Genomic DNA, 26,098 nt, shown 5'->3' with positions numbered 1-26,098 from the left:
GCGTGAACGCAACGGGAGACTATCGCGTCGACGCCATCGACTACGCCGCCGACGCGGGCGCGGTCCACGAGGTGCGCGACGTGGTGTTCGTGCAGGAACAGCAGGTGCCGCGTGAGCTGGAACACGACGCGCTGGACCCGCTCAGCCACCACGTGGTGGCCCGTGATGCCTCCGGCACCCCTATCGGGACCGCACGACTGACGCCCGAGCACCGGATCGGTCGCATGGCCGTGCTGTCGGCCTGGCGTGGCCGTGGCGTCGGCGACGCCCTGCTGGTCGCCCTGCTGGGCGAAGCCCGGCGGCGGCAGTGGCCCGATGTGTCGCTGCATGCCCAGCTCGCCGCTGAGGCGTTCTATGCCCGCCACGGCTTCCTGCCCGAGGGTGAGCGCTTCTTCGAAGCCGGCATCGAGCACCAGGGCATGCGGCGCGTGCTGGCCGGCCCTGCCGGCATCACCCAGCGCACCGAGGCCGTGGCCATCACCACCGCCGTGGTGGCACAGGCGCGGCGCAGCCTCGTCGTCTACAGCCGTGCACTGGATCCCGGGCTGTGGGATGCACCGACGGTCATCGAGTCGCTGCGTCGCTTCGCCACCCGCCAGACCGGGGCGCAGGTCCACGTGCTGCTGCAGGATGCCGGTACGCCGCAACGGGCACTGGCACCCTTGATCGGCCTCGGCCAGCGCCTGCCCAGCGTGTTCGCCTTCCGCGAAGTGCAGGACCCGGTGGACCTGTCGTACACCGCCGCCTTCGTCGCGAACGACGATCACGGCTACTACCACCGGCCGCTGGGCCATCGCTTCGATGGCGAGGCGGGACTGGCGCACGCCGGCCGCGCACGGCAGCTGCGCAACGAATTCACGCAGATGTGGGAGCGCTCGCGCCCCGTCGGCGAATACCGTGCACTGGGGATCTGACCTGCCGCCTGCGGCACCGTGCCGGTGCCTGTGCTCGGCCCGCACCCTGCGTCTTTAGTCCAATCCGGTTACGCCCCCTTCCCGGCATGGGGGTATAATTTCCGGGTTTTCGCTCATGACCGTGAGACTTTGCGCGACATGGACGGCAAGCGCCCCTCGACTACCCCACAGCACGCCATCACCATCGTGGACAATCTCCTGAAGCAGTTCGCGCAATCCTCGCAGCTCAACGGGGGCAACGCCTCCTACGTCGAAGACCTGTACGAGCAGTACCTCGTCGCCCCGGACAGCGTGGGGCCCAAATGGAAAGCGTACTTCGACGGCTTCAAGGGCCACGAGGCCGGCGATGTACCGCATTCGGTGGTCATCCAGCAGATCACCGAGGCCGCGCGCCAGGCTGGCAAGGGCGTGGTCGCGACCGGCGGCGGCGACGAGCGCGAACGCAACGTGGGCCGCCTGATCACCGCCTACCGGTCACGCGGCCACCTGGGTGCGCAGATCGATCCGCTGGGCCTGACCCCACCCGTCAACACCCCGGACCTGGACCTGGCCTTCCACGACCTGTCCGACAAGGACCTGGACAGCGAGTTCAGCACCGGCAATGTCGGCGGCAACTCGCGAATGAAGCTGCGCGACCTGCTGGCACGCCTGAAGGCGACCTACACCGGTCCCATCGGCGTCGAGTTCATGCATATCTCCGAGGTCGAGCAGCGCCAGTGGCTGTACCAGCGCCTCGAGACCGCCGGTGGCCAGTTCGGCCTGTCCGACGACGCCAAGCGCCGCACGCTGGAGCGCCTGACCGCCGCCGAGGGCCTGGAACGCTACCTGCACACCAAGTACGTCGGCCAGAAGCGCTTCTCGCTGGAAGGCGGCGACGCACTGATCCCGCTGATGGACACCATGATCCGCAACGCCGGCGAAGGCGGGGTCAAGGACATCGTGGTCGGCATGGCCCACCGTGGCCGCCTCAACGTGCTGGTCAACACGCTGGGCAAGAGTCCGCGCAAGCTGTTCGACGAGTTCGAGGGCAAGTTCGAGCACGACAACGACCTGGCGCACGCCGGCGACGTGAAGTACCACATGGGCTTCTCCGCCGACATCGCCACCCCGGGCGGTCCGGTCCACCTGGCACTGGCCTTCAACCCGTCGCACCTGGAAATCGTCGACCCGGTCGTGGCGGGCAGCGTGCGGTCGCGCCAGGAGCGCCGCAACGACGTCGCGCGCCAGAGCGTGCTGCCGATCATCATGCACGGCGACGCCGCGTTCGCCGGCCAGGGCGTGGTGATGGAGCTGTTCCAGATGTCGCAGGCGCGCGGCTTCGCCGTCGGCGGCACGCTGCACATCGTCATCAACAACCAGATCGGCTTCACCACCAGCAACAAGGAAGACTCGCGCTCCACGCTGTACTGCACCGACGTCGCCAAGATGGTCGGCGCCCCGGTCTTCCACGTGAACGGCGACGATCCGGAAGCCGTGGTCTTCGTGGCCCAGCTGGCCTACGACTTCCGCCAGCAGTTCAAGAAGGACGTGGTGATCGATCTGGTCTGCTACCGCCGCCACGGCCACAACGAGGCCGACGAGCCCGCGGCCACGCAGCCGGTGATGTACCAGACCATCCGCAAGCACGCGACCACGCGCGAGATGTACGCCGCCAAGCTGGAAGGCGCGGGCGTCATCCCGGCCGAAGGCGGCAAGGCGATGGCCGACGCGTACCGCAACAAGCTGGACTCGGGCGAGTACACCACCGAGCTCGCCAAGCAGAAGGGCGACGAGCTGGCGATCGACTGGTCGCGCTACCTGTCCGGCAAGCTCAGCGACCCGGTCGACACCAAGGTCAAGCGCAAGGCGCTGGACGCGCTGGCCAAGATCATCACCACGATTCCCGCCGGCGTCGCGCTGCACCCGCGCGTGGCCAAGATCTACGAGGACCGCGTGAAGATGGCCGCCGGCGAGCAGCCGGCCGACTGGGGCTTCGCCGAGAACCTCGCCTACGCCACGCTGCTGTCGGAAGGCAACGGCCTGCGCCTGGTCGGCCAGGACGCCGGCCGCGGTACGTTCTTCCACCGCCACGCGATCCTGCACGACCAGAAGACCGACAGCTATTACCTGCCGCTGCGCCAGCTGGTCGAACAGCCAGAACAGGCCACCATCATCGACTCGCTGCTCAGCGAGGAGGCGGTGATGGCGTTCGAGTACGGCTTCTCGACCACCGATCCCAACACGCTGTGCATCTGGGAAGCACAGTTCGGCGACTTCGCCAATGGCGCGCAGGTGGTGATCGACCAGTTCATCGCCGCCGGCGAGGCCAAGTGGGGCCGTATCAGCGGCCTGACGCTGCTGCTGCCGCACGGTTATGAAGGCCAGGGCCCGGAGCACAGCTCCGCCCGCCTGGAACGCTTCCTGCAGCTGTGCGCGCTGGAGAACATGCTGGTCTGCGTGCCGACCACGCCGGCGCAGGCGTACCACATGCTGCGCCGGCAGATGCGCATGACCACGCGCAAGCCGCTGGTGGTGATGACGCCGAAGTCGCTGCTGCGCCACAAGCTGGCCGTGTCCACGCTGGACGAACTGGCCAACGGCGAGTTCCAGCACCTGATCCCGGACGCGACCGCCGACGCCAAGAAGGTCAAGCGCGTCGTGGCCTGCTCGGGCAAGGTCTACTACGACCTGCTGGAGGACGCGCAGAAGCGCGGCCAGGACGACGTGGCCATCCTGCGCGTGGAGCAGCTGTATCCGTTCCCGCGCGAGCAGCTGGCCGCCGAACTCAAGCGCTACGGCAAGGCTACCGAGGTGGTCTGGTGCCAGGAAGAGCCGCAGAACCAGGGTGCGTGGTACCAGATCAAGCATCACCTGCAGGCCTGCCTGACCGACAAGCAGACGCTGGACTACGCGGGCCGCCCGCGTTCGCCCTCGCCCGCCGCCGGCCACTTCGCCGAGCACGTCGAGGAACAGCTGAAGCTGGTCGCCGACGCACTGGTCAACACGCTCGGCACCAGCACCGTCGCCGAATAAGCCCTTACCCTCATTAGAACAAACCACCAGGACGTCCCATCCCATGGCCACTGAAGTCAAAGTTCCGGTTCTCCCCGAGTCCGTCTCCGACGCCACCATCGCCGCCTGGCACAAGAAGGTGGGCGACGCGGTCAAGCGCGACGAGAACCTGATGGACCTGGAAACCGACAAGGTCGTGCTGGAAGTGCCCTCGCCCGTCGACGGCGTGCTGAAGGAAATCAAGTTCAAGGAAGGCGATACGGTGACCAGCCAGCAGCTGCTGGCAATCATCGAGGAAGGCGCCGCGGCCGCTGCGCCCGCACCCGCCGCGGAAGAGAAGAAGCCCGCCGCCGGCGCTCAGGAAGTGCAGCCGAAGGCCGAGGCGGCCAAGGCAGACGCCGCTGCCCCCTCCAGCACCAAGCCGGCCCCGGCCGGCGCCGACGCGCTGCCGCCGGGCGCGCGCTTCACCGCCGTCACCCAGGGCATCGACCCGGCGAACGTGGAAGGCACCGGCCGCCGCGGCGCCGTGACGAAGGAAGACCTGGTCAACTACGCCAGCGGCAAGACCGCCGGCGTCGCCGGCGGCGCGCGTCCGGAAGAGCGCGTGCCGATGACCCGCATCCGCACGCGCATCGCCGAGCGCCTGATGCAGTCCAAGAACTCCATCGCCATGCTGACCTCGTTCAACGAAGTCAACCTGGCCAAGGTCATGGAGATGCGCAAGGAACTGCAGGACGACTTCGTCAAGGCCAACGGCATCAAGCTCGGTTTCATGAGCTTCTTCGCCAAGGCCGCCGCCAACGCGCTGCAGCGCCACCCGATCGTCAACGCCTCGGTCGACGGCAACGACATCATCTACCACGGTTATTCCGACATCTCGATCGCCGTTTCCACCGAGAAGGGCCTGGTCACGCCGGTGCTGCGCAACGTCGAGCGCATGGGCTTCGGCGACATCGAGAAGGGCATCGCCGATTACGCCAAGAAGGCGCGCGACGGCAAGCTGGCGCTGGAAGACCTGCAGGGCGGCACCTTCACCATCACCAACGGCGGCACCTTCGGTTCGCTGATGTCCACCCCGATCGTCAACCCGCCGCAGAGCGCCATCCTGGGCATGCACGCCATCAAGGACCGCGCCATCGTCGAGAACGGCCAGGTCATCGCCGCGCCGATGATGTACATCGCACTGTCCTACGACCACCGCATCATCGACGGCAAGGACGCGGTGCTGTTCCTGGTCGACATCAAGAACCAGCTGGAAAACCCGCACCGCATGCTGCTGGGCATGTGATGCACTGAGCCCCTCTCCCTTCGGGAGAGGGGTTGGGGTGAGGGTCCGACTGCCGCCGCGTCCTGCAGCATCCCCACTCCGCCGCACCCTCATCCGGCGCTTCGCGCCACCTTCTCCCGGCGGGAGAAGGGAAATGCAAAGGACTTCCAAATGGCTGAACAATTCGACGTCGTCGTCATCGGTGCCGGCCCCGCCGGCTACCACGCCGCCATCCGCGCCGCGCAGCTCGGCATGAAGGTCGCGTGCATCGACGCCGCGCTGGGCAAGGACGGCAAGCCCGCGCTCGGCGGTACCTGCCTGCGCGTGGGCTGCATCCCGTCCAAGGCGCTGCTGGATTCCTCGCACCAGTACCACAACCTGACCCACCAGTTCGAACAGCACGGCATCAGCGTCAAGGACGCGAAGATCGACGTCGGCACCATGGTCGGCCGCAAGGACGCCATCGTGAAGCAGTTCACCGGCGGCATCGCGCAGCTGTTCAAGGCCAACAAGGTGACGGCGTACTACGGCTTCGGCCAGTTGCAGCCGGGCAACGTCGTCAAGGTCAAGCAGCACGATGGCAGCGACGTCGAGCTGAAGGGCACCAACGTCATCATCGCCGCGGGTTCGGATTCGATCGAACTGCCGTTCGCCAAGTTCGACAACGAGTACATCGTCGACAACGTCGGCGCGCTGGATTTCAGCGAGGTCCCGAAGCGCCTCGCGGTAATCGGCGCAGGCGTGATCGGCCTGGAGCTGGGTAGCGTGTGGAAGCGCCTCGGCGCCGAGGTCACCATCCTCGAAGCCCTGCCCGACTTCCTCGCCGTCGCCGACAGCGAAGTGTCGAAGGTCGCCGCGCGCGAGTTCAAGAAGCAGGGCCTCGACATCCGCCTGGGCGCCAAGGTGTCGAAGACCGAGGTCACCGGCAAGGGCAAGAAGAAGGAAGTCGTGGTCACCTACAGCGACGCCGAAGGCGAGAAGACGCTGACCGTGGACAAGCTGCTGGTCGCCGTGGGCCGCCGCGCCGCGAGCAAGGGCCTGCTGGCCGACGGCACCGGGGTGAAGCTCAACGAACGCGGTCAGGTGGAAGTGGATGCGCACTGCCACACCGGCGTCGATGGCGTCTGGGCGATCGGCGACTGCGTGCGCGGGCCGATGCTGGCGCACAAGGGCTTCGAGGAAGGCATCGCGGTCGCCGAACTGATCGCCGGCCTGCCGGGGCACGTCAACTTCGACACCATCCCGTGGGTCATCTACACCTCGCCCGAGATCGCCTGGGTCGGCAAGACCGAACAGCAGCTCAAGGCCGAAGGCGTGGCCTACAAGGCCGGCTCGTTCCCGTTCGCCGCGGTGGGCCGCGCGGTGGCGATGGCGGAGCCGACCGGCTTCGTAAAGGTCATCGCCGATGCCGAAACCGATCGCGTGCTGGGCATGCACCTGGTCGGCGCCAACGTGTCGGAACTGGTGCACGAAGGCGTGCTCACCATGGAGTTCAAGGGCTCCGCGGACGACCTGGCCCGCATCTGCCATGCGCACCCGTCGCTGTCGGAAGCGGTGCACGATGCCGCGATGGCCGTGCACAAGCGCGCGATCCACAAGCCCAACTGAGGCCCGCACGGCGGCGATGTCGCCGCCGTGATCCGCATGCGCCAGGCGATGCCTGGCGTTTTGCGTTTCTGACAACAGGCAAGAGACATCGACATGAAGAGCATCTGCGTCTACTGCGGTTCCAACGCCGGCAACAAGCCCGCCTACACCGAGCGCGCCATCGCGCTGGGCGACCGCATAGCGAAGGAAGGCCTGCAACTGGTCTACGGTGGCGGCAACGTCGGCCTGATGGGCGTCGTCGCCGACGCGGTGCTGGCCGCCGGTGGCGAGGTGATCGGCGTGATCCCCGAACAGCTGGTCAACTGGGAGGTCGCGCACAAGGGCCTGACCCGCTTGGACGTGGTCGCCAACATGCACGAGCGCAAGAAGCGCATGTTCGACCTGTCCGATGCCTTCGTCGCCCTGCCCGGCGGCTTCGGCACGCTCGACGAGATGTTCGAGATGCTGACCTGGCGCCAGCTCGGCATCGGCGACAAGCCCTGCGCCTTCCTCGACGTCGAAGGCTTCTACACCCCGCTGATGGGCATGATCGACCGCATGGTCGAGGAACGCTTTCTGCATCCCGAACAGCGCGCCGACCTGTGGCACGGCGACGACCTCGACGCCATGGTCGCCTGGATGCGCGCCTATTCGCCGGCGCAGGCGGACAAGTGGATGGACGAGAAGCGGCGCAAGTCGTTGCGTTGAGTACCGCCGTCCCAGCGGTTTTCAACAGCCGTACGGCTGTTTACGCTGGGACCTATCTGCACTTGCCCCGCACGTTCCGGCGCGCACAGACAATGGATTCCAGCGTGCCCTGGGATGACGGGCAATCGTGGCCGCATAGTCCCAGCCGATGCAGCCCTCGACCGTCGCCCTAGCGAGAGCTGGGGCCCATCTGCAGTTGCTCCGACCCTTCCGGCATGCATAGGCAATGGATTCCAGCTTGCGCTGGAATGACGGGGGATAGCGACCGTCTAGTCCAGTCAATGCGGCCCCCGCCGTCGCCCCAGCGAAAGCTGGGGCCCATCTGCACTGCTCCGAACATTCCGGCACGCGCAGGCAATGGATTCCAGCTTGCGCTGGAATGACGGAGAGTGGAGGCCGCGTAGTCCAGTCGAATGCCACCCTCGCCCGTCGTCCCAGCGCAAGCTGGGACCCATCTGCACGTGCTCCGAACATTCCGGCACGCGCAGACAATGGATTCCAGCTTGCGCTGGAATGACGGGGTCGGCTTATAGTCTTGTCGTACACGTGAAATAGGCAAAGGATGCCGTCGTGCCACGGGAACGGATTCCCTGCGTCTACATCCTGGCAAGCCAGCCACGAGGTACGCTTTACATCGGCGTGACCTCCAACCTGCCCGCGCGCGTCTGGCAGCATCGAAACGACCAAGCCGATGGCTTCACAAGACGCTACGGCATCCATACTTTGGTCTGGTATGAAGCTCACGCCCACATGGAATCTGCGATCCTCCGCGAGAAGGCGTTGAAGGCGTGGAAGCGCATGTGGAAGATCCAGCTCGTCGAAGCCACGAACCCCATCTGGCGGGATCTGTATCCCGACATTCTTTGAATGAAAGAGGTACACCGACCATGACCCTGCCCACCACCTTCAATGCATTCCGCATCCACAACAACGACACCGGCTATCGCAGCGGTATCGAAACCATTGCGCTCGATGCGCTGAATCCGGGCGAGGTCGTCATCAAGACGGCCTACTCATCGGTCAACTACAAGGACGCGCTGGCCGGCACGGGCGAAGGCAAGATCCTGCGGCGCTTTCCGCTGGTCGGCGGCATCGACGTGGCTGGCCATGTGGTGGCCTCCAGCGATTCCGCCTTCAAGGAAGGCGATGCATTGCTGGTCACCGGCTCCGGCCTCAGCGAAACGCGCGACGGCGGCTACGCCGAGTACGCGCGGCTCGATGCCAGGTGGGTCATCCCCCTGCCCCCGGGGCTGAGCCTGCGCGAAAGCATGATCCTCGGCACCGCCGGCTTCACCGCCGCGCTCGCGCTGTACCGCATGCGCGACAACCGGCAGACGCCCGACCTCGGTCCGCTCGCCGTCACCGGCGCCACCGGCGGCGTGGGCTCGCTGGCCGTCGACATCTTCAGCAAGGCGGGTTTCGAGGTGCATGCAGTCAGCGGCAAGCCCGAGAACACCGCGTACCTGAAATCGATCGGCGCCAGCGAGGTGCTGGGGCGTGACGCGCTGGCAACCACGCGTCCGATGGACTCCGCGCGCTTCGGCGGCGGCCTCGACAATGTCGGCGGCCCGATGCTGGCCAGCCTGCTGGCGCAGACGATGCCCTACGGCAACGTGGCCAGCGCCGGGCTCGCGGCCACGGCCGATCTGCCCATAACTGTGATGCCCTTCATAATTCGGGGCGTGTCGCTGCTCGGCGTCGCGTCGGCGGGCACCGCGCGCGATATCCGCGAACAGGTCTGGCAGCACCTGGCCAGCGACTGGAAGCCGCGCCATCTGGACACGATCTGCACGCGGGAGACCACGCTGGATGGGCTTCCGGAGGTGTTCCGCACCATGCTGGACGGGCGTTCGTTCGGGCGCACGCTGGTACGAATGGGATGAACGGCGGCGGCGGTACGACGGACGTCGTCCGTTGGCCGCCCAGCCCATTGTGTTGTCACCGACAAGGTCTAAAATCGATGCCGGGGAACACTGGGGACATCCATGGCAAAGATTCTGATCGTCGACGATTCACCGTCGCAACTGCTGGGCATCCAGCGCATCGTCGAGAAACTGGGGCACGAATCCATCACCGCCGAGGACGGCGCCGCGGGCGTGGAAGTCGCCAAACGCGAGCTGCCGGACATGGTCCTGATGGACGTGGTGATGCCGAACCTCAACGGGTTCCAGGCCACCCGCACGCTGAGCCGCGAAGCCACCACCAAGCACATCCCGGTGATCCTGGTGACCACCAAGGACCAGGACACCGACCGCATGTGGGGCCTGCGCCAGGGCGCCAAGGCCTACCTGACCAAGCCGTTCTCCGAAGACGAACTGGCCGAGGTGATCGAGCGCATCTTCAACGCGCGCGAACTGCCCTCCGCGCCGTCGGCCTGATACCGGCCGGCATGTATCGATGAAGAGCAGGCTGCGGCCTGCTCTTTTCGTTTGTGCGCGGCTCAGCGCGGCGCCACGTAGCCACCCGGCACGCCACGCGGCGACAGTACCAGTTGCCACAGCTGCGACCGGCGACTGCGGAACGTGGCCATCGAGACCGACAGGTAGAACCGCCACATCCGCCGGAAGCGCTCGTCGTAGCGCGCGCCCAGCGCGTCCCATGCCGATTCGACGTTGTCCCGCCACGCCTGCAGCGTGAGGTCGTAGTCGGCACCGAAGTTGTGCCAGTCCTCGATCACGAAGCGCCCCTCGGTCGCCTGCGCGATCTGTGCCGCCGACGGCAGCATCGAGTTGGGGAAGATGTAGCGTGCGATCCACGGATCGGACCGCAACACCGAATGGTTGCCACCGATGGTATGCAGCAGGAACAGCGCCTCCGGTGGCAGGCAGCGTCGTACCACGTCGAGATAAACGTCGTAGTTCTTCGCGCCCACATGTTCGAACATGCCCAGCGAGAACGCCGCATCGAACGGTTCGTCCAGCAGGCGGTAATCCTGCAGGCGGATCTCCACCGGCAGGCCCGCGCACAACCGGCGTGCGTACTCGGCCTGTTCGCGGGAAATCGTGATGCCGACGCCGCTGATGCCATAGCGTTCCGCAGCGAACTTCAGCGCTTCGCCCCAGCCACAGCCGATGTCCAGCACCCGCATCCCGGGCCGCAGCTGGAGCTTGCGGCAGACCAGGTCGAGCTTGGCCGCCTGCGCGGCGTCCAGGTCGCCGGCGTCACGCCAGTAGCCGCAGCTGTAGACCAGCCGCCGGCCCAGCATGGCGGCATAGAGGTCGTTGCCCAGGTCGTAATGGCGGCGTCCGACGTCGACGCTGCGGCGCGGCGACTGCAGGTTGGCCAGGCGTGCGCGCAGCGCGTCGAAGACCTCGCCCGCCCCATGCACACGCTCGTCCATGCGTGCCGCAAGCAGATGGAACAGCAGGCCGTCAAGCGAGGCCGCATCCCACCAGCCGTCCGTGTAGCTTTCGCCCAGGCCCAGCGAGCCCTGCCCCAGTACGCGGGCATGGAAGCGCGGGTCATGGACCTGGATGTCCCAGGGACGGTCTCCGCCGATCCGCACATCCGCTTCGGCCAACAGGTCTGCGATCCTGCGCTCGAAGCGGGCGTGCGGCATGGCGGTCAGCGGGCGAAGAGCTCCGCGTACGCCGGGGCGACGTGCGGCAGCAGCAGGGCCGCTGGCACGTCGACCGTCTGCGTACCATCGGCATACGGGCCCACCTGGTAGGGCGGGAACACGAAACGCAGTGCGGTGACGTGGCCCGACGCGTCGAGCACCGGCACGAACTCGCTGAAGTTGCCGGCCTCAGGCTCGGTGCCTTCGTCGATCATCCGGAACGTGCTCTTGATCAGCGCCGCCCGATCGGTCGGCGCCAGTTCGTCTTCGTCCGCGCGGTTCACCACCGCGGTATGCAGCTGCTCGCGCACGTAGTCGCTGACGGCCTGCCAGCCCTTGGCATCGGGAACAAGCGCCCCGGCGGTCAGGCGGGTGTCCTGCTGCGGCAGCCAGACGAAGCGCGCGATGAGCGGCTGCCCGTGCGCGCCGCCGGTGTAGCGGCTGCCGTCGGCGGCCACCGCGACGATGCGTGGCGTCTCCACGACCTGTTCGAACGCCAGCGACAGCTCATAGGGCGCCGATGGCTTGTCGTTGCCGAACGCCTCGACGGCTTCCATCAGTTCTGCGCGCTCGGCTTCGGTATAGGCGGACAGCGCCCTGGCCAGGCCGGGGTAGCGGTTGACCGTGGCGGGATAGCTGATGCCCACGACATAGCGGTCGGTGGCCTCGATGACATCCTTCAGCTCGACCGGGGCTTCGGTGGTCTCGACGGGAGTCGCGGCCGGGGCCTGCGGCTGGCCGGAGACCGCCGGCCGCGGCGTGGGTTCGCGCTGGCAGGCGGCCAGCGCGAGTACCGTTACCAGGACGAGGCCGAGCTGGCGGGCGGGGTGACGGGAGATGGGGGGGGCTGACACGTTCGGGCTCCTTCCGCGTGTGATGGGCGTCATTCTAGGCCGCGCCACCGCGCTCCTCCATCACGATCGCGCATCCACCAGATCGGCGTACTCCGGATGCCGCTGGATGTACGCGGCGGAATAGGAGCAGGCCGGCACCACCCGCCAGCCCTGCGCACGCGCATGATCCAGCGCCGCCCTGACCAGCGCGGCCGCGACGCCCCGGCCACCGATCGCATCGGGGACGCCGGTGTGGTCGATGACCATGCGCTCGCTCCGCAGCGAGTACACGAGCTCGGCCTCGTGCCCGTCCAGGCGGGTCGAGAACCGGCGAGCCGCGGGGTCGTGATGCAGGTCGAGGGCAGGCAGGTCACCGGTCATGGCGGCTCCGTGGTAGGGGACACCCCGACAGTGTGACGCAATGCCCGGGATGGCCGTGCGGCAGAACTGGACGCAGCGCGTCACATTCACCCTTGTGAAAAGACCATCACCTTGCGCGAGCGTGATGCGGTTCTCAAATCCAAAGTTGGCACGATTGCTGCGTGATACGGGCCATAGACCTGCATCTCGGAGTTCCGCCATGAGCCTGATCGACGCACTGCCCGACGTCTCCAACGCCAGCGACTTCACCCTGCTGGAAGGCCTGTACCAGCTCACCGTCACCGGCCACACCGACGCGTGGGAATTCGAAAAACTTAACAACGCGGTGTACGAGCGCCTGATGTCGACCTACTCCGGCAGCGAGACCAACGGCGTGCACGCCGTCCACTCCCTGATGGATTGATCGACCCGCAAGACGTCTACCGGGCGCTCCGGCGCGGCGCAGGGGTCCGCCCTCGGGTGCGACTGCCGCGCCGGAGTCCCGTCCCACCTGCACTCGTGATGCAGGCAGAAAGAAACCCCTCCTCATCGACGCGAACGGCGCGTTCTACTCGCCGCGATGGTCGCGCTTGCCCTGGTTGCGCCGGTCCTGCGTACCCGAGCTGCCCTGGATGGCCTTCATGCGGCTTTCTGCCGCATGCAGCTCATTCGCCTTGGCCGCCGCTTCGTTCGACACGAAACCCGCGCCCGGCGTACCCGATTGACCGTTCTGGTCCAGCTGCTGCCACGGTGCAGGCTGGCGATCGTGCTCGTGCTTTTGTTCCAGCAGCGTGCGCGCCGTGGCCAGCGCCTGCGCTGGCGTGACCTTCCGGGGAGCGCGCTTGCGCGATGCGGCCTTCTTCGCAGGAGTCTTGCGTGGCGCGGTGCGCTTAGCGGCGGCCTTCTTGGTGACCGCGCGCTTGGCTACAACCGTCTTCGTGACGTTCTTCGCTACCTTCTTGGCGGCCGTCTTGCCTGTCTTCTTGGCAGCGGCCTTCTTGGGGGCTACGGTGCGCGTCGTCTTCTTGGCGACCTTGCGCGGCGCTGCGTTCTTCGCAGCTTTCTTGACGGTCTTGCGTGGCGCGGCCTTCTTGACCGCCTTCTTCGCAACGCGTTTCTTGGTTGCGGCTTTCTTCGCCACTTTCTTCGCGGCCTTCTTCACCGTCTTGCGGACCGTGCTCTTCTTGGCCGCCGTCTTCTTGGCGGCTTTCTTGACTGCCTTCTTGGCTGCTGCCTTGCGGGTCGCCATGCGCTCCTCCACGGGTGGGACACGCCACCGGGATAGCACGGCCCACCTTCAATGCAGGTGAGCAAAGCCGCAATGGGGGCTTAACCGAAACGCGGCTGCGACAGCTTCTGCAGGAAGTGCTCGACCACGCCGGTATCCATCACCACCAGGAACAGCACGCCGTAGGCGGCGCCCGCGAGGTGGGCGCCATGGTTGATGTTGTCGCCGCCACGCTTGTCCATCCAGATGCTGTAGGCGATGTAGAGCACCGCGAACACGATGGCCGGCATCGGGATGAAGAACACGCCGATCGTGGCCCATGGCGCCAGCATGATGAAGGCGAACAGCACGGCCGATACCGCGCCGGATGCGCCGAGGCTGCGGTAGTTGGGATCCTTCTGGTGCTTCAGGTAGGTCGGCAGGATCGACACCACCAGCGCCGAGAAGTAGAACAGTGGGAATACCCACGGGCCCTTCTGCGCCGCCATCCAGCCCTCGATCTGGCGACCGAAGAAGAACAGCGTGAACATGTTGAAGAACAGGTGCCAGAAATCGGCGTGGATGAAGCCGTAGGTCACCAGCCGGTCGTACTGGCGGTGGCGGTCGATCGCCGGCGGCCACAGGATCAGCCGCATCAGCAAGCGCGGGGTGCGGAACGCAATCAGGCTGACGACGCAGGTGGCGGCGATGAGCAGCAGGGTGATCGGTGCGTCCATCTCTCGTCCTCAGGCCGCGGTACGGTAGTTGTCCTGCATGGGATAGGTCCTGGCGTACAGCGCGAACGCCAGTGCCGCCACGAACGCGAAGCCTGCGAAGAAGAACATCAGGAAGGCGTTTTCCGTCCAGCCCTGCGCTTGGATCCAGCCGATCACCGCCGGATCACGGACGCTGGCATTGGTCAGCAGCACCCACAGGCCGCCGAAGGTACTGGTCAGGTACCAGAACGCCATGATCACACCCTTCATCGCCATCGGCGCCTGGCTGTAGGCGAACTCCAGCGCGGTCGCCGACACCAGCACTTCGCCGAAGGTCAGCAGCAGGTAAGGCAGCGTCTGCCACGCCAGCGAAACCTGCTGGCCATCATCCATCTGCAGCTGCAGCATGCCCGCCACGATCCACGACAGCGCGGAAATGGCGATGCCCCAACCCATCCGGCGCAACGCGGTGACGTTGAAGCCCATCTTCCGCAGCGCCGGGTACAGCACCAGGTTGTTGAACGGGATCAGCAGCATGACCATCAGCGGATTCAGCGCCTGCATCTGGGTGGCGTCCTTCACCAGCCAGCTCGGCCACCACCACAGGTCGTGCGGGATCACCATCGCCTTGCCCTGGATGACCCAGGTCGAGGCCTTCTGGTCGAACAGCGACCAGAACGGCGTGACCAGCGCGAACACGATCAGGATGCGCAACACCGAGCGCACGCCTTCGATGGCGGCATCCGGGTGCATGCCGCGCGCACGTTCCAGCTGCAGCGACGCGCCGAAGCCGACACCGGCGATGATGGCACCCAGCGCAAGACAGGCGGTGATGACGAAACCCCACGCCTCCGGCCACAGGCCGACACCGGCGAACTTCAGCGCCCACAGCGCCAGCATCGCCATCGCGCCGACCAGGCCGACCGTGGCGACCAGCGTGCCGAATCCGAAGCCCTTGCCCAGCAGCGCACTGCGCACGATGGTGAGGAACGAATCCGGATCGTTGCCGCGCGACGGCGGCACGTTGACGTACTTGTCGCGCCCCAGCCAGAAAATGAAGGTCGCGATGAACATCAGGATGCCCGGAATGCCGAATGCCCACGCCGGGCCCCAGCTGCGCAGCACCAGCGGCATCAGCAGCGACGCGAAGAACGAACCGAAGTTGATGATCCAGTAGAAGGCATCGAAGACGACCTTCGCCTTGCTCTTGTTGGTCTGGTCGAACTGGTCGCCGCAGAACGTCACCACCAGGGGCTTGATACCACCCGACCCCAGCGCGATCAGGAACAAGCCGGTATAGAACCCCGTCGCGTTGCTTTCGAACAGCGCCAGGCAGGCATGGCCGGCGCAATAGATCAGCGAGAACCACAGGACGGTGTTGTACTTGCCGAAGTAGCGGTCGGACAGCCAGCCGCCCAGCAGCGGGAAGAAGTACACACCGATGACGAAGCTGTGGAACAGGTCCTTGGCCGCACCCTCGCGCGCGGCCTGGTCCGGCAGGTAGGCCAGCAGCACCGAGCTGATCAGGAACGGCACCAGGATGTTGCGCATCCCGTAGAAGCTGAACCGCTCGCACGCCTCGTTGCCGATGATGTAGGGAATCTGGCGGGGCATGCGGCCCTGGTTGGCTTCTGCGGTCGTGCTCATCCGATCTTCCGGTGAAAAAGTCCCGGAAGGGTACCGTATCCGCCCGCGCAGGGTCGAACCACGGCGGCATCGCGAGATGACCGAACAGGGACTGGGACTGTCCGCGATTGCGCGGCATCATGCGCCCCTGCCCTGTTCAGGAATTCCCCATGCTGCGACCGCTCTGCGCCTCCCTGCTGCTGGCCCTGGTACCACTGGCGAACGCCCAGTCCGCATTGACCACGGTCTCCGAGCGTTCCGGCTTCCTCGAGACCGGTCGCTACGAGGAAGTGACGGCGCTGTGCGATGCCTTCGCGCGCCAGTATCCGAAGGCGGTGCGCTGCACCACGTTCGGCACCACGCCGGAAGGACGGCCGATGAAGGCGCTGGTGGCCTCCACCAGCGGCGCACTGACGCCGGAACAGGCGCAACGTCGCGGACTGCCGGTCGTGCTGATCCAGGGCGGCATCCATGCCGGCGAGATCGACGGCAAGGACGCCGGCTTCCTGGCCTTGCGGGACGTACTGGAAGGCAAGGCGGCCACCGGTGCCCTCGACAAGCTGGTGTGGGTGTTCGTGCCGGTGTTCAACGTCGACGGCCACGAGCGTTTCGGCGCCTGGAACCGACCCAACCAGCGCGGCCCGAAGGAAATGGGCTGGCGCACCACCGCGCAGAACTACAACCTCAATCGCGACTACCTGAAGGCCGACACGCCCGAAATGCAGGCGATGCTGCAACTGGTGCAGCGCTGGGATCCGCTGGTGACCGTGGACCTGCACGCGACCAACGGCGCACAGTTCGAACACGACATTTCGATCCAGGTCGAGCCCGTGCATGCCGGCGATGCCGGTCTGCGCAAGGCTGGCCTGGCGCTGCGAACCGGCGTCATCGACGACCTATCGAAGCAGGGCTCGCTGCCCCTGCCCTACTACCCCTCGTTCGTGGTGCAGGATGATCCGACGTCCGGCTTCGAGGACAGCGTGCCGCCGCCGCGCTTCTCGCATGGCTATTACCTGCTGCGCAACCGCATCGCCATGCTGGTCGAAACGCATTCGTGGAAGGAATACCCGGTCCGCGTGCGCATCACCCGCAACACCGTGGTGTCGGTGCTGGACCACGTCGCCCAAGACGGCGCCGCCTGGCTGGCCGCGGCGAAGCAGGCCGATGTCGCGGCAGCAAAACTGGGAAGCCAGCGGGAGCCGCTGACCTATGTCGCGGCCCCCACCGCGCGCACCGTGGATTTCCGCGGCTACGCCTACACGCGCACGAAGTCCGACGTATCGGGCGCACTGATGACGCGCTACGACGAGACCACGCCGCAGATCTGGAAGGTGCCGCTGAAGGACGACATCCGTCCCGGCGTCGTCGTCCAGGCGCCGGGCGCGGGCTATCTGGTGCCTGCCGCCGACGCATCATGGGTGGCGGCCGTGCTGAAGACGCATGGCGTGGAATACCGGCTGCTGGGCAAGCCCTGGCAAGGTAATGCCGCCGCGTTCCGCGCCAGCAAGAGCAGCTTCGGCACCGGCTCGGTGGAAACCCACCAGCGGCTGACCGTGGAGGGCAGCTGGCAGCCTGAGGCGCGCGGCGTGCCGGCCGACTCGCTGTTCGTGCCGATCGCGCAAGCGAAGTCGCGCCTGGTCATGGCGCTGCTGGAACCGCTGGCGCCGGACTCGTTGCTCGCCTGGGGGCGATTCAACAACGCCTTCGAGCGCAAGGAGTACATGGAAGACTACGTAGCCGAATCCGTGGCGCGCGAGATGCTGCGCGACCCGGCGGTGAAGGCCGCGTTCGAGAAGAAACTGCGCGAGGACCAGGCCTTCGCCGCCGATCCCAGCGCGCGGCTGGAATTCTTCTACCGCCGCCATCCGTCCTGGGACGAGCGCTACCAGTTGTATCCAGTGCTGCGCGTCGACGTCGCGCCCTGATCCGATCGGCTTCCTGTAGGAGCGACGTCAGTCGCGACCGCACGTCGGCAGCGTCGTTGTCTTCGGCATCGCGCTCTGCGTCATGGAAGCCGAACGTGTACGGTCGCGACTCACGTCGCTCCTACAAAAGAACACAGGTACGCCTTCACCCCAGACGCCTCAACCCATACCTTGGCGATGCATTGCCGTAGGTGCTCTCGGTGAGCCGTGCTCCCATCGCTGCGAGCACGGCGCGCTGCTCCGGCAGCGGTGTCCGCAGCATCGCGTCCTCGTACGTCGCCAGCGTGCGGAACGCGGGCAGCGCCCATGCGCGCTCCAGGAAGGTCGCCATGCGCGGCCAGCGGACCGCATCCACCTGGTAGCGCACGAACGCGGCATTGCGGAAGAACGCCGCGAGGCTGATGTCGGCGATGGACAGCTCGCCGAAGATCCATCCCTGTTCCGGCAGCTGCGCCTCCAGGTAGTCCAGCGCGACCGGCAGCTCCTCTTCGCGCGCCTTGCGCACGACGTCCTCGTCGGTGCCTTCGTTGAACAGGAAGCGGCGCACGCCCTTCTGGAAGAACATCCGCCAGACGATGACATCGCCGAGTTGCGAGTCCGCGTATTCCTCCAGCCAGCGCGCCCTCGCCCGCTGCACGGGGTCGGCGGGATACAGCGGTATCTCCGGGAAACGGTCCTGCAGGTACTCGCAGATGACGGTGGAATCGTTGAGCACCAGTTCGCCATCGATCAGCACCGGAATGCGTCGCAGCGGACTGACCCGGCTGAACTCCTCGTTGCCGACGAAGGGCGCGATCGGATCGATGCGGTACGGGATGCCCTTCAGCTCCAGGCAGACCAGCACCTTGCGCACATACGGCGACAGGTGGTTGCCGATGATGGTCAGGGGCTCACTCATGCGTCTGCTCCTCCGTGGACGGACGCAGCGTGCGCATGAGGCGCGTCGCGGTCAACCCAGCGCGGTATCCAGCGCCATCATCAGGCAGAAGCCGATCGCCAGGCCCAGCGACGCCGTCGCGCCATGGCCATGCCGGTTGGATTCCGGAATCACGCTATGTCCGACCGCGATCAGCATGGCCCCGGCGGCGAACGCCAGGCCCCACGGCAGCAGCACAGAGGAAAATGCCACGGCCCATGCGCTCAACACCGCGGCGACCGGCTCGGCCACGCCCGAAAGGGCACCAATGAAAACCGCCTTGCTGCGTGCCATGCCGGCGCCGGCCAGGATCAGCGCCACCACCAGTCCTTCCGGGACATCCTGCAGCGAGATGCCCATCGCCAGGCCTTCCGCTCCGCTCAAGCCACCGCCGGCCGCGACACCGACCGCCATGCCTTCGGGGACGTTGTGCAGCACGATGGCCAGCACGAACAGCATCACTCGCGACGGCACCAGGTGCCGGTCCGCATCGCGCGGATCCTCCACCGTGCTCCTGTCCAGCGCCAGCAGCGCGAGTGCGCCCACCATCACGCCGGCACTGACCAGTCCGGCCGCACCCCACGCCGAGTAACCGGCACGCTCCGCGGCATCCAGTCCGGGCAACACCAGCGAAAATGCGGTCGCCGCCAGCATCACGCCGGCGCCGAATCCCAGCAGACCGTCCGCCACTTGCTGCGGCAGCCGCTTCACCACCCAGACCGGCATTGCACCCAGCGCCGTGGCCAGTGCGCACAGGGCGCCACCCCGCAGCGCGCGGCGGATGCCATCGGCGTCGTCCAGCGGAATCGCAGCGACCAGCCACGACGACACCAGCACGATCGACAGCACCGCGACCACGAACGGCCACGCAGTCGGTGCACGGGTGTAGGCGAACGGCTGCAGGACGCGATTCATGCGGTTGCTCCATGCCCGGTGCGGCGTCGGGGCCGATACTAGTCCCACGAATGCGCGGACGCTCGTCGCAAAACTGAATCAGCACCATCGGCGATACCGATCGCTCATGTCGGCCTGGCGTACTTCCAGTTCCGCATTTTGCCTTCCGCCATCCACTCGACCGCTTGCGCCAACCGACGTGCGCGCGTGTCCTCGCGCTTGGCCTCGGTGATCCATTCGATATAGTCGCGGCGCGCACTGGGGCTGAAGCTGTCGAACGTCGCCTTCGCCCTGGCGTTGCCGGCCAGTGCATCGCGCAGGTCGGCCGGCACCTTCAGCGCAGCGCGCGGTGCGGGTTTCCCGCGCGTCGCCGTCGAGGTCGCTCCCTCATCGATCAGCGCCATCGCCTTGCGCAACAGCGCCGTCAGGTCGCGCTTCGACGGCACGTCCTTGATGGTCTCCAGCCGTCCCAGGCTGCCCATGCCGTCGCGCGCCTTGCCTTCCGTCACCGCCGCGTGCTGCCAGAAGCCGAACGACGCGTGCTGCTTGAACGCCGCCATCTGGCAGAGGATGCGGCCACCGTACTGGAACGACGGCATGCTCCACTTGATGTCCTCCTGCACCGATGGGCAGGCCGCGTGCACGCTGCCCCGCAGCTGCTCGAGGATGGGCCGGGCGAATGGCGCCGATGTCGCGATGTACGCATCCACGCGCGGATCGTGAGCTGACATGACCGTACTCCCGGAGTCGCGCCACTGTAGCGCGGTCCTGCACTGCCGTCCGCGCAGCGCCGCTTCCCGCGTTGACGAACCATTACGTCCGCCATCGCTAAGCTGGCGGCCCGCCACCGGACCACGAGGAGCGTGTGCGATGTTCCGTCCCCTGCTGACCACCGCCTGCCTGCTCGTGCTGGCAGCCTGCCAGTCGCCGGCCACCGCGCCGACGTCCGGCGATACGCCTGCCGCTCCTAAACCCGCGACCACGATCCAGGGACGCGCCGTTTATCTGGAACGGATCGCGCCGCCGCCCGGCGCGGTCCTCAGCGTGCAGCTGATCGACAACCAGTTGGCTGATACGTCGGCCGCCGTCATCGCCAGCGCGGATTTCGCCGACATCAAAGGCCCGCCGTTCGTGTTCTCCCTGCCCTACGACCCGGCCAAGCTCAGGCCGAACGGGATGTATGGCCTGCATGCCGGCCTGCGCGACGCGCAGGGCACGCTGTGGTTCGTCACCGATACGCGCGTGCCGGTGACGCCGGGCTCGTCCGCGCCGGTGGAGTTCCGGCTGGTGCGTGCCGGCGGCGATCCGGTCGCGCCTTCGGCCGGTACGCCGTGGGAGCAGGCCAAGGCCCGCGGCAGCGCGTTCCGTGGCCTGGGTACCGAGCCCGGCTGGTCGGTGGAAGTGGGCGGTGGCGCGACACCCCGGCTTTCTGCGGATCTGGACTATGGCGAACGCAAGGTGGAGGTCGCCCAGGCGCGGAAGACGGCCGATGGTTACGCCGGCACCACCGGTGATGGCGTGGCCGTGTCGCTCGCGACGAAGCAGGAAACCTGCAGCGACGGCATGAGCGACACCGAGTATCCCGCGTCGGCGATCCTGACCGTCGCAGGCAAGACCTATCGCGGCTGTGGCCGCTTCCTGACGGAATGATGCCCGCATGAGTCGACGTTCCCGCGCACGCCGCCAGAGCCGCCAACGCCTCCCGCTGTTCGCCATCCTCGCGCTGCTCGTCCTGAGCGCCGGCGCCTGGTGGTGGTGGTCGCAGCGTGCCGATGCCCCTGCCGCGCCGGCCGCTGCGTCGCAGGAAACCGCAGCCCCACGCCATACCAGCGCCGTACTGACTCTGCCGCCGGTGGAGCAGACGCGGCCCGGCGAACTCGCGGGCGAGGTCCCCGACGTCGCGCCCACCGCACCGGTCGCTGCGCCGGCCCCGGCACGCGGCGTCGACACCCTGCCCGCCTTCCTGCCGCAAGAAGCGCGGCAGACGCTGTCGCTGATCCAGCGCGGCGGGCCGTTCCCGCACCGGCAGGACGGCAGCGTATTCCAGAACCGCGAAGGCCGGCTGCCGCGGCAGGCGCGTGGCTATTACCGCGAATACACCGTCGACACGCCCGGCCTCGACCATCGCGGCGAGCGCCGCATCGTCACCGGCGGGCAGCCGCCGCGCGAGTACTACTACACCGATGATCACTACGAGAGCTTCCGTCGGTTCGAAATCGGCGGCGGAGCCAAGCCATGAGCGAATCCGGCTTCGATCCCGGGCTGGCCGATCCCGCGCGCGCCGGCGTGTTCTTCGTCACCGAGGACGACCTGGACCCGTTGTCCGCCGTCGGTCGCGATGCCGGCCTGCTCGCGCGCCGCATCGACCTGTCCGGCTGCGACAGCAAATCGGCCCTGCTGCTGCGGATCGCCACGGTGCTGGACTTCCCGCAGACCTCGGGCCGCAACTGGGATGCCCTGTCCGACAGCCTGCGCGACCTGTCCTGGTTGGAAGCGCCAGGCTATGTGCTGCTGTTCGAGCAGGCGCACGAGTTGCGCGACCGCACCGAAGCCGACTTCGACACGCTGTTGGACATCCTCGACGAGGCCTCGCAGTCGTGGGCTGCGGACGAGGTGCCGTTCTGGGCATTCATCGCGCTGCCGGACGAGGATTTCCCCGACCTGCAGTAGCCGGTCCGGGCAGCGGCGGCGCCGATCTGCGAAAATGCCGCATGCTCGATTTCACTTCTCTCCCGCTGGCGCCCGGCCTGCAGCAGGGCGTCCAGGCGCTCGGCTACACCCAGCCCACCCCGATCCAGGCGCGCAGCCTGCCCGCCATCCTCGATGGGCGCGATGTCATCGCCCAGGCGCCGACCGGCAGCGGCAAGACCGCCGCGTTCGGCCTGGGGCTGCTGCACAAGCTCGATATCGCCACGGTACGCACGCAGGCGCTGGTGCTGTGCCCGACGCGTGAACTGGCCGATCAGGTCGCACAGCAGCTGCGCAAGCTGGCGGTCGGCCTGCCCAACCTGAAAGTGCTGACGCTGTGCGGCGGCATGCCGCTGGAACCCCAGTTGCGCTCGCTGGAAGCGCACGACCCGCACGTCGTGGTCGGCACGCCCGGCCGCATCCAGGAACTGCTGCGCAAGAAGGCGCTGCACCTCGGCGGCGTGCGCACGCTGGTGCTGGACGAAGCCGACCGCATGCTCGACATGGGTTTCGAGGAGCCGATCCGCGAGATCACCGGCAAGACGCCGAAAGACCGCCAGAGCCTGTTGTTCTCGGCCACCTTCACCGATGCCATCCGCGGCATTGCGCGCAATACGCTGCGCGATCCGCTGGAAGTCACCGTCGATGCGCCGCAGGAACAGGCGGTGATCGAGCAGCGCTTCGTCCAGGTCGATCCGGCGCGCAAGCAGACCGCGCTGGCCGGCCTGCTCGCTCAGCACCGCGTCGAGTCCGGCGTGGTCTTCTGCAACATGCGCAAGGACGTCGACGAAGTCGCCGGTTCGCTGCAGCACTTCGGCTTCTCCGCCCTCGCCCTGCACGGCGACATGGAACAGCGCGACCGCGACGAAGTGCTGGTGCGCTTCGCCAACCGCAGCTGCAACGTGCTGGTCGCCAGCGACGTGGCCGCGCGCGGCCTCGACATCGAAGACCTGGCGCTGGTCGTCAACTACGACATGCCCAGCGACGCCGACACCTACGTGCACCGCATCGGCCGCACCGGCCGTGCCGGTCGCGATGGGTTGGCGATCAGCCTGTGCACGCCGCGCGAACTGCCACGCGCCACCATGATCGAGGAGCGCCTGGGCGCGCCCTTGCTGTGGGACCGCAACGTGCCGACCGCGCCCAAGGCGCATGCCGCACCGCCCGCCGCGATGACCACGCTGCGCATCGACGCCGGCAAGACCGACAAGCTGCGTCCGGGCGACGTGCTCGGCGCGCTGACCGGCGATGCCGGCCTGTCGGCCTCGGCGATCGGCAAGATCAACGTCTTCCCGACGCGCACCTACGTGGCGGTCGCGCGCGACAAGGCCGCGGCCGCGCTGGCCCGCCTCAACGCCGGCAAGATCAAGGGCCGCAGCTTCCGCGTGCGCAAGCTCTGACCGCCCCGTTGTCCCAGCGAAAGCTGGGACCCATTCGCTCTGTTGATCCCTCAGCGTTCATTGGCAATGGATTCCAGCTTGCGCTGGAATGACGTCTTGAGATTCCCGTGCTCCACGAACAAAAACGCCGGCGCTTGCGCACCGGCGTTTTCTTGAACCGTTGGGTTCAGCGCTGGATTACAGCGGCTGCACCTGGTCGGCCTGCATGCCCTTCTGGCCCTGCACGGCGACGAAGGAGACCGCCTGGCCTTCCTTCAGCGACTTGAAGCCATTGCCCTGGATCGAGCGGAAGTGCACGAACAGGTCGGGGCCGCTCTGCGGGGTGATGAAGCCGAAGCCCTTGGCGTCGTTGAACCACTTGACGGTGCCGGTCTGACGATCAGACATCTTTACTAACTCCTGAAACATGGATGAAAGGACCACAACCCCGGCATGTGACCGGGACGGGACTGGGTTTGCAGGCGTTGGTAAAGCGGGAAGATGTAGCAGATGTATCTACCGCATCAGGCTCACGATTCACGGTGACCCTGGCAAGCACAGTGCCGCGCACTCTACCGGGCTTTTCTCGTAAAAGCGAATCCCTTGATGCGACAAGCTGAACAGGGGTCCCCGCGCCTGGTCATGAAACCGGTTGCAGGCGGCCCGCCGGGCCTCCCGGCCCGGCCAGCGTATGATGGCGCCCCTTTTGCCGAACCCCCGCCATGGCGCTCAAGTCCACCGTCGTCAAAGCCGAACTGCAGATCAGCGACATGGACCGGCATTACTACGGCACCCACGCCCTGACCCTGGCCCAGCACCCCTCCGAGACGGACGAGCGGCTGATGGTCCGCTTGCTGGCCTTCGCCCTGCACGCGGACGAACGCCTGGAGTTCGGCAAGGGCCTGAGCAACGAGGAGGAACCGGATCTTTGGCGCAAGGATTACACCGGGCTGATCGAGCAGTGGATCGACCTGGGCCAGCCGGACGAATCCCGCATCCGCAAGGCTTGCGGACGGGCCAACGAGGTGATCGTGGTCAATTACGGCGGCCGTGCGGCCGACCTCTGGTGGGACAAGCACAGTGCGCTGCTGGCCCGCCACCGCAACCTGACCGTGCTCGACATCGCCACCGAATCCGTGGACGCCCTGACCGCCCTGATGGTGCGCAGCATGCGCTTCAGCGTGATGATCCAGGACGGCGAAATGCAGTGGCTGACCGACGACCAGGTGGTCGCCATCACCCCGACCATCCGTCAGGCGGGTCTCGCGCGGGCCACCTGAGCGCATGCTGCCCACCCACGACGTGCTGGTCATCGGCGGTGGCGCCGCCGGCCTGATGACCGCGCTCACCGCCGGCCAGCGCGGCCTGCGCGTACTGGTGATCGAGCACGCCAACAAGGTGGGCAAGAAGATCCTGATGTCGGGCGGCGGGCGCTGCAACTTCACCAACACCGGCACCACGCCCGCCAACTTCCTGTCGGCGAACCCGCATTTCTGCAAATCGGCGCTGGCGCGCTACACACCGGCGGATTTCATCGAACTGGTCGAGAAGCACCGCGTCGCCTACCACGAGAAGGAGCTCGGCCAGCTGTTCTGCGACGTCTCGTCCAAGCTCATCGTGAAGCTGCTGGTGGACGAATGCCTGGCCGCCGGCGTGCGCTTCGAGACCGGCTGCAGCGTGCACAAGGTCGAACAAGCCGATGGCGTGTTCCGGCTGGATACGACGCTCGGCCGCGTCGCCGCGCCGTCGCTGGTGGTCGCCACGGGTGGCCTGTCGATTCCCAGCATGGGTGCCACCGGTTTCGGTTATGAGCTGGCGCGCCAGTTCGGCCACGAGGTGCTGCCCACGCGCGCCGGCCTGGTGCCGCTGACGTTGAGCGGAAAGCACCAGCAACGCCTGACCGACCTCAGCGGCGTCGCCCTGCCCGTCGAGGCGCGCTGCGGCAAGGCGCGCTTCCGCAACTTCATGCTGCTGACCCACCGTGGCGTCAGCGGACCGTCGATCCTGCAGGTCTCCTCGTACTGGCAGCCCGGCGACGAGTTGCGCCTGGACCTGCTGCCCGACCGTGACGCGCTGGACTGGCTGCAGTCGCAGCAGGCGCAGCGTCCGGATGCCGAGCTGAAGACCGTGCTGTCGGACGCGCTGCCCCGCCGTTTTGCCCAGCGCCTGTGCGAGGTCTGGCTGCCGAACCGGCCGATGAAGCAGTTCAACGCGCCGCAGCTGAAGGAGGCGGCCGGACTGCTGGCTGACTGGCCACTGGTCGCCAGCGGCACCGAGGGCTATCGCACCGCCGAAGTCACCCTGGGCGGCGTGGACACCGACGGCGTGTCCAGCAGCACGATGATGTCGAAGCGTGTGCCGGGCCTGTTCTTCGTGGGCGAAGTGCTCGACGTCACCGGCTGGCTGGGGGGCTACAACTTCCAGTGGGCCTGGGCCTCGGGTCACGCGGCAGGCATGGCGGCCTGACGCACTGCGGCGTTCCTGGCCGGACCGACTTTGCTAGCCTCTGGAAACCGGTGTCATTCCAA

At 67.0% G+C, this 26,098-nt stretch carries 25 protein-coding genes and 1 pseudogene; 16 read left to right on the top strand and 10 right to left on the bottom strand.

Annotation, left to right across the window (positions count from 1 at the left end; translation table 11 throughout):
• Positions 1 to 2: 2 nt before the first annotated feature.
• From AC04MD_RS03750 to pilH, 8 genes are all read left to right on the top strand, one after another.
• On the top strand, positions 3 to 914 hold the full coding sequence (locus AC04MD_RS03750) for a GNAT family N-acetyltransferase (protein WP_475495976.1): 912 nt from the start codon (positions 3 to 5) through the stop codon (positions 912 to 914).
• A 186-nt stretch (positions 915 to 1,100) separates the two neighbouring features.
• Positions 1,101 to 3,926, top strand: coding sequence for a 2-oxoglutarate dehydrogenase E1 component (locus tag AC04MD_RS03745; RefSeq protein WP_475496165.1), 2,826 nt, complete (start codon positions 1,101 to 1,103; stop codon positions 3,924 to 3,926).
• 43 nt (positions 3,927 to 3,969) lie between these two features.
• Positions 3,970 to 5,193: a dihydrolipoyllysine-residue succinyltransferase gene (sucB, locus tag AC04MD_RS03740; RefSeq protein ID WP_475495975.1), complete on the top strand. Its 1,224-nt coding sequence runs from the start codon at positions 3,970 to 3,972 to the stop codon at positions 5,191 to 5,193.
• A 150-nt stretch (positions 5,194 to 5,343) separates the two neighbouring features.
• A complete protein-coding gene (gene lpdA, locus AC04MD_RS03735) occupies positions 5,344 to 6,780 on the top strand; it encodes a dihydrolipoyl dehydrogenase (RefSeq protein WP_475495974.1) in 1,437 nt (478 codons plus the stop codon).
• A 93-nt stretch (positions 6,781 to 6,873) separates the two neighbouring features.
• Positions 6,874 to 7,467, top strand: coding sequence for an LOG family protein (locus AC04MD_RS03730; protein ID WP_475495972.1), 594 nt, complete (start codon positions 6,874 to 6,876; stop codon positions 7,465 to 7,467).
• Between the two features lie 570 nt (positions 7,468 to 8,037).
• A complete protein-coding gene (locus tag AC04MD_RS03725; RefSeq protein ID WP_475495971.1) occupies positions 8,038 to 8,334 on the top strand; it encodes a GIY-YIG nuclease family protein in 297 nt (98 codons plus the stop codon).
• Positions 8,335 to 8,354: 20 nt separating this feature from the next.
• Positions 8,355 to 9,350: a YhdH/YhfP family quinone oxidoreductase gene (locus tag AC04MD_RS03720; RefSeq protein WP_475495970.1), complete on the top strand. Its 996-nt coding sequence runs from the start codon at positions 8,355 to 8,357 to the stop codon at positions 9,348 to 9,350.
• Between the two features lie 102 nt (positions 9,351 to 9,452).
• The gene (pilH, locus tag AC04MD_RS03715) at positions 9,453 to 9,845 is read left to right on the top strand and encodes a twitching motility response regulator PilH (RefSeq protein ID WP_055942820.1); all 393 of its coding nucleotides are present in this window, start codon (positions 9,453 to 9,455) and stop codon (positions 9,843 to 9,845) included.
• A 62-nt stretch (positions 9,846 to 9,907) separates the two neighbouring features.
• Here the strand turns inward: pilH and cfa are convergent, their stop codons facing one another.
• Genes cfa through AC04MD_RS03700 form a run of 3 tightly spaced genes read right to left on the bottom strand, consistent with a single transcriptional unit; the run spans position 9,908 to position 12,240 of the window.
• A complete protein-coding gene (cfa, locus tag AC04MD_RS03710) occupies positions 9,908 to 11,026 on the bottom strand; it encodes a cyclopropane fatty acyl phospholipid synthase (RefSeq protein ID WP_475495969.1) in 1,119 nt (372 codons plus the stop codon).
• A gap of 5 nt (positions 11,027 to 11,031) precedes the next feature.
• Complete coding sequence (locus AC04MD_RS03705) at positions 11,032 to 11,880, bottom strand: DUF3298 and DUF4163 domain-containing protein (protein ID WP_475495968.1); 849 nt, start codon at positions 11,878 to 11,880, stop codon at positions 11,032 to 11,034.
• Between the two features lie 60 nt (positions 11,881 to 11,940).
• Positions 11,941 to 12,240 (bottom strand): GNAT family N-acetyltransferase, encoded by a 300-nt coding sequence (locus tag AC04MD_RS03700; protein ID WP_475495967.1) that lies wholly within the window; start codon positions 12,238 to 12,240, stop codon positions 11,941 to 11,943.
• Positions 12,241 to 12,439: 199 nt separating this feature from the next.
• Between AC04MD_RS03700 and AC04MD_RS03695 the strand changes: the two genes are divergently transcribed.
• Complete coding sequence (locus AC04MD_RS03695) at positions 12,440 to 12,643, top strand: hypothetical protein (RefSeq protein WP_475495966.1); 204 nt, start codon at positions 12,440 to 12,442, stop codon at positions 12,641 to 12,643.
• A gap of 615 nt (positions 12,644 to 13,258) precedes the next feature.
• Here AC04MD_RS03695 and AC04MD_RS03690 read toward each other — a convergent pair.
• From AC04MD_RS03690 to AC04MD_RS03680, 3 genes and pseudogenes are all read right to left on the bottom strand, one after another.
• Positions 13,259 to 13,471: pseudogene (locus AC04MD_RS03690) on the bottom strand (hypothetical protein); the annotation flags it as partial.
• A 77-nt stretch (positions 13,472 to 13,548) separates the two neighbouring features.
• Positions 13,549 to 14,163 (bottom strand): rhomboid family intramembrane serine protease, encoded by a 615-nt coding sequence (locus AC04MD_RS03685; protein WP_475495965.1) that lies wholly within the window; start codon positions 14,161 to 14,163, stop codon positions 13,549 to 13,551.
• 9 nt (positions 14,164 to 14,172) lie between these two features.
• Entirely contained in the window at positions 14,173 to 15,789 is a 1,617-nt protein-coding gene (locus tag AC04MD_RS03680) for a POT-type proton-dependent oligopeptide transporter (RefSeq protein WP_475495964.1), read from the bottom strand.
• Between the two features lie 149 nt (positions 15,790 to 15,938).
• Here AC04MD_RS03680 and AC04MD_RS03675 point away from each other — a divergent pair, with 149 nt between their 5' ends.
• On the top strand, positions 15,939 to 17,693 hold the full coding sequence (locus tag AC04MD_RS03675; RefSeq protein WP_475495963.1) for a M14 family metallopeptidase: 1,755 nt from the start codon (positions 15,939 to 15,941) through the stop codon (positions 17,691 to 17,693).
• 145 nt (positions 17,694 to 17,838) lie between these two features.
• On the opposite strand, the gene AC04MD_RS03670 is transcribed toward AC04MD_RS03675, so the two are convergent.
• The 3 genes from AC04MD_RS03670 to AC04MD_RS03660 form a co-directional block, all read right to left on the bottom strand.
• Positions 17,839 to 18,591 carry a glutathione S-transferase family protein gene (locus tag AC04MD_RS03670; RefSeq protein WP_475495962.1) on the bottom strand — a complete coding sequence of 251 codons (753 nt, stop codon included), beginning with the start codon at positions 18,589 to 18,591 and terminating at the stop codon, positions 17,839 to 17,841.
• Positions 18,592 to 18,642: 51 nt separating this feature from the next.
• Positions 18,643 to 19,524, bottom strand: a complete 882-nt coding sequence (locus tag AC04MD_RS03665; RefSeq protein WP_475495961.1) for a ZIP family metal transporter — start codon at positions 19,522 to 19,524, stop codon at positions 18,643 to 18,645.
• A 104-nt stretch (positions 19,525 to 19,628) separates the two neighbouring features.
• A complete protein-coding gene (locus AC04MD_RS03660; protein WP_475495960.1) occupies positions 19,629 to 20,234 on the bottom strand; it encodes a YdeI/OmpD-associated family protein in 606 nt (201 codons plus the stop codon).
• Between the two features lie 139 nt (positions 20,235 to 20,373).
• On the opposite strand from AC04MD_RS03660, the gene AC04MD_RS03655 reads away from it, so the two are divergent.
• From AC04MD_RS03655 to dbpA, 4 genes are read left to right on the top strand one after another with little or no spacing between them, the layout of a single operon-like run.
• Positions 20,374 to 21,153 (top strand): YbaY family lipoprotein, encoded by a 780-nt coding sequence (locus AC04MD_RS03655; protein WP_475495958.1) that lies wholly within the window; start codon positions 20,374 to 20,376, stop codon positions 21,151 to 21,153.
• Between the two features lie 7 nt (positions 21,154 to 21,160).
• Positions 21,161 to 21,742, top strand: coding sequence for a guanyl-specific ribonuclease (locus tag AC04MD_RS03650; RefSeq protein WP_475495957.1), 582 nt, complete (start codon positions 21,161 to 21,163; stop codon positions 21,740 to 21,742).
• Positions 21,739 to 22,173, top strand: a complete 435-nt coding sequence (locus tag AC04MD_RS03645) for a barstar family protein (RefSeq protein ID WP_475495956.1) — start codon at positions 21,739 to 21,741, stop codon at positions 22,171 to 22,173. Before AC04MD_RS03650 ends, AC04MD_RS03645 begins: the two co-directional genes overlap by 4 nt.
• Before the next feature lie 41 nt (positions 22,174 to 22,214).
• Positions 22,215 to 23,591, top strand: coding sequence for an ATP-dependent RNA helicase DbpA (gene dbpA, locus AC04MD_RS03640; protein WP_475495955.1), 1,377 nt, complete (start codon positions 22,215 to 22,217; stop codon positions 23,589 to 23,591).
• A gap of 177 nt (positions 23,592 to 23,768) precedes the next feature.
• On the opposite strand, the gene AC04MD_RS03635 is transcribed toward dbpA, so the two are convergent.
• The gene (locus AC04MD_RS03635) at positions 23,769 to 23,978 is read right to left on the bottom strand and encodes a cold-shock protein (protein ID WP_055942770.1); all 210 of its coding nucleotides are present in this window, start codon (positions 23,976 to 23,978) and stop codon (positions 23,769 to 23,771) included.
• A 314-nt stretch (positions 23,979 to 24,292) separates the two neighbouring features.
• Between AC04MD_RS03635 and AC04MD_RS03630 the strand changes: the two genes are divergently transcribed.
• Positions 24,293 to 24,850 carry a YaeQ family protein gene (locus AC04MD_RS03630; protein WP_475495954.1) on the top strand — a complete coding sequence of 186 codons (558 nt, stop codon included), beginning with the start codon at positions 24,293 to 24,295 and terminating at the stop codon, positions 24,848 to 24,850.
• A 4-nt stretch (positions 24,851 to 24,854) separates the two neighbouring features.
• The gene (locus AC04MD_RS03625; protein ID WP_475495953.1) at positions 24,855 to 26,036 is read left to right on the top strand and encodes a BaiN/RdsA family NAD(P)/FAD-dependent oxidoreductase; all 1,182 of its coding nucleotides are present in this window, start codon (positions 24,855 to 24,857) and stop codon (positions 26,034 to 26,036) included.
• Positions 26,037 to 26,098: the final 62 nt, after the last annotated feature.

This window comes from Pseudoxanthomonas sp. LjRoot206, assembly GCF_056175725.1.
The sequence above is the reverse complement of the archived record's forward strand: the minus strand, read 5'-3'. Positions and strand labels throughout refer to the sequence as shown.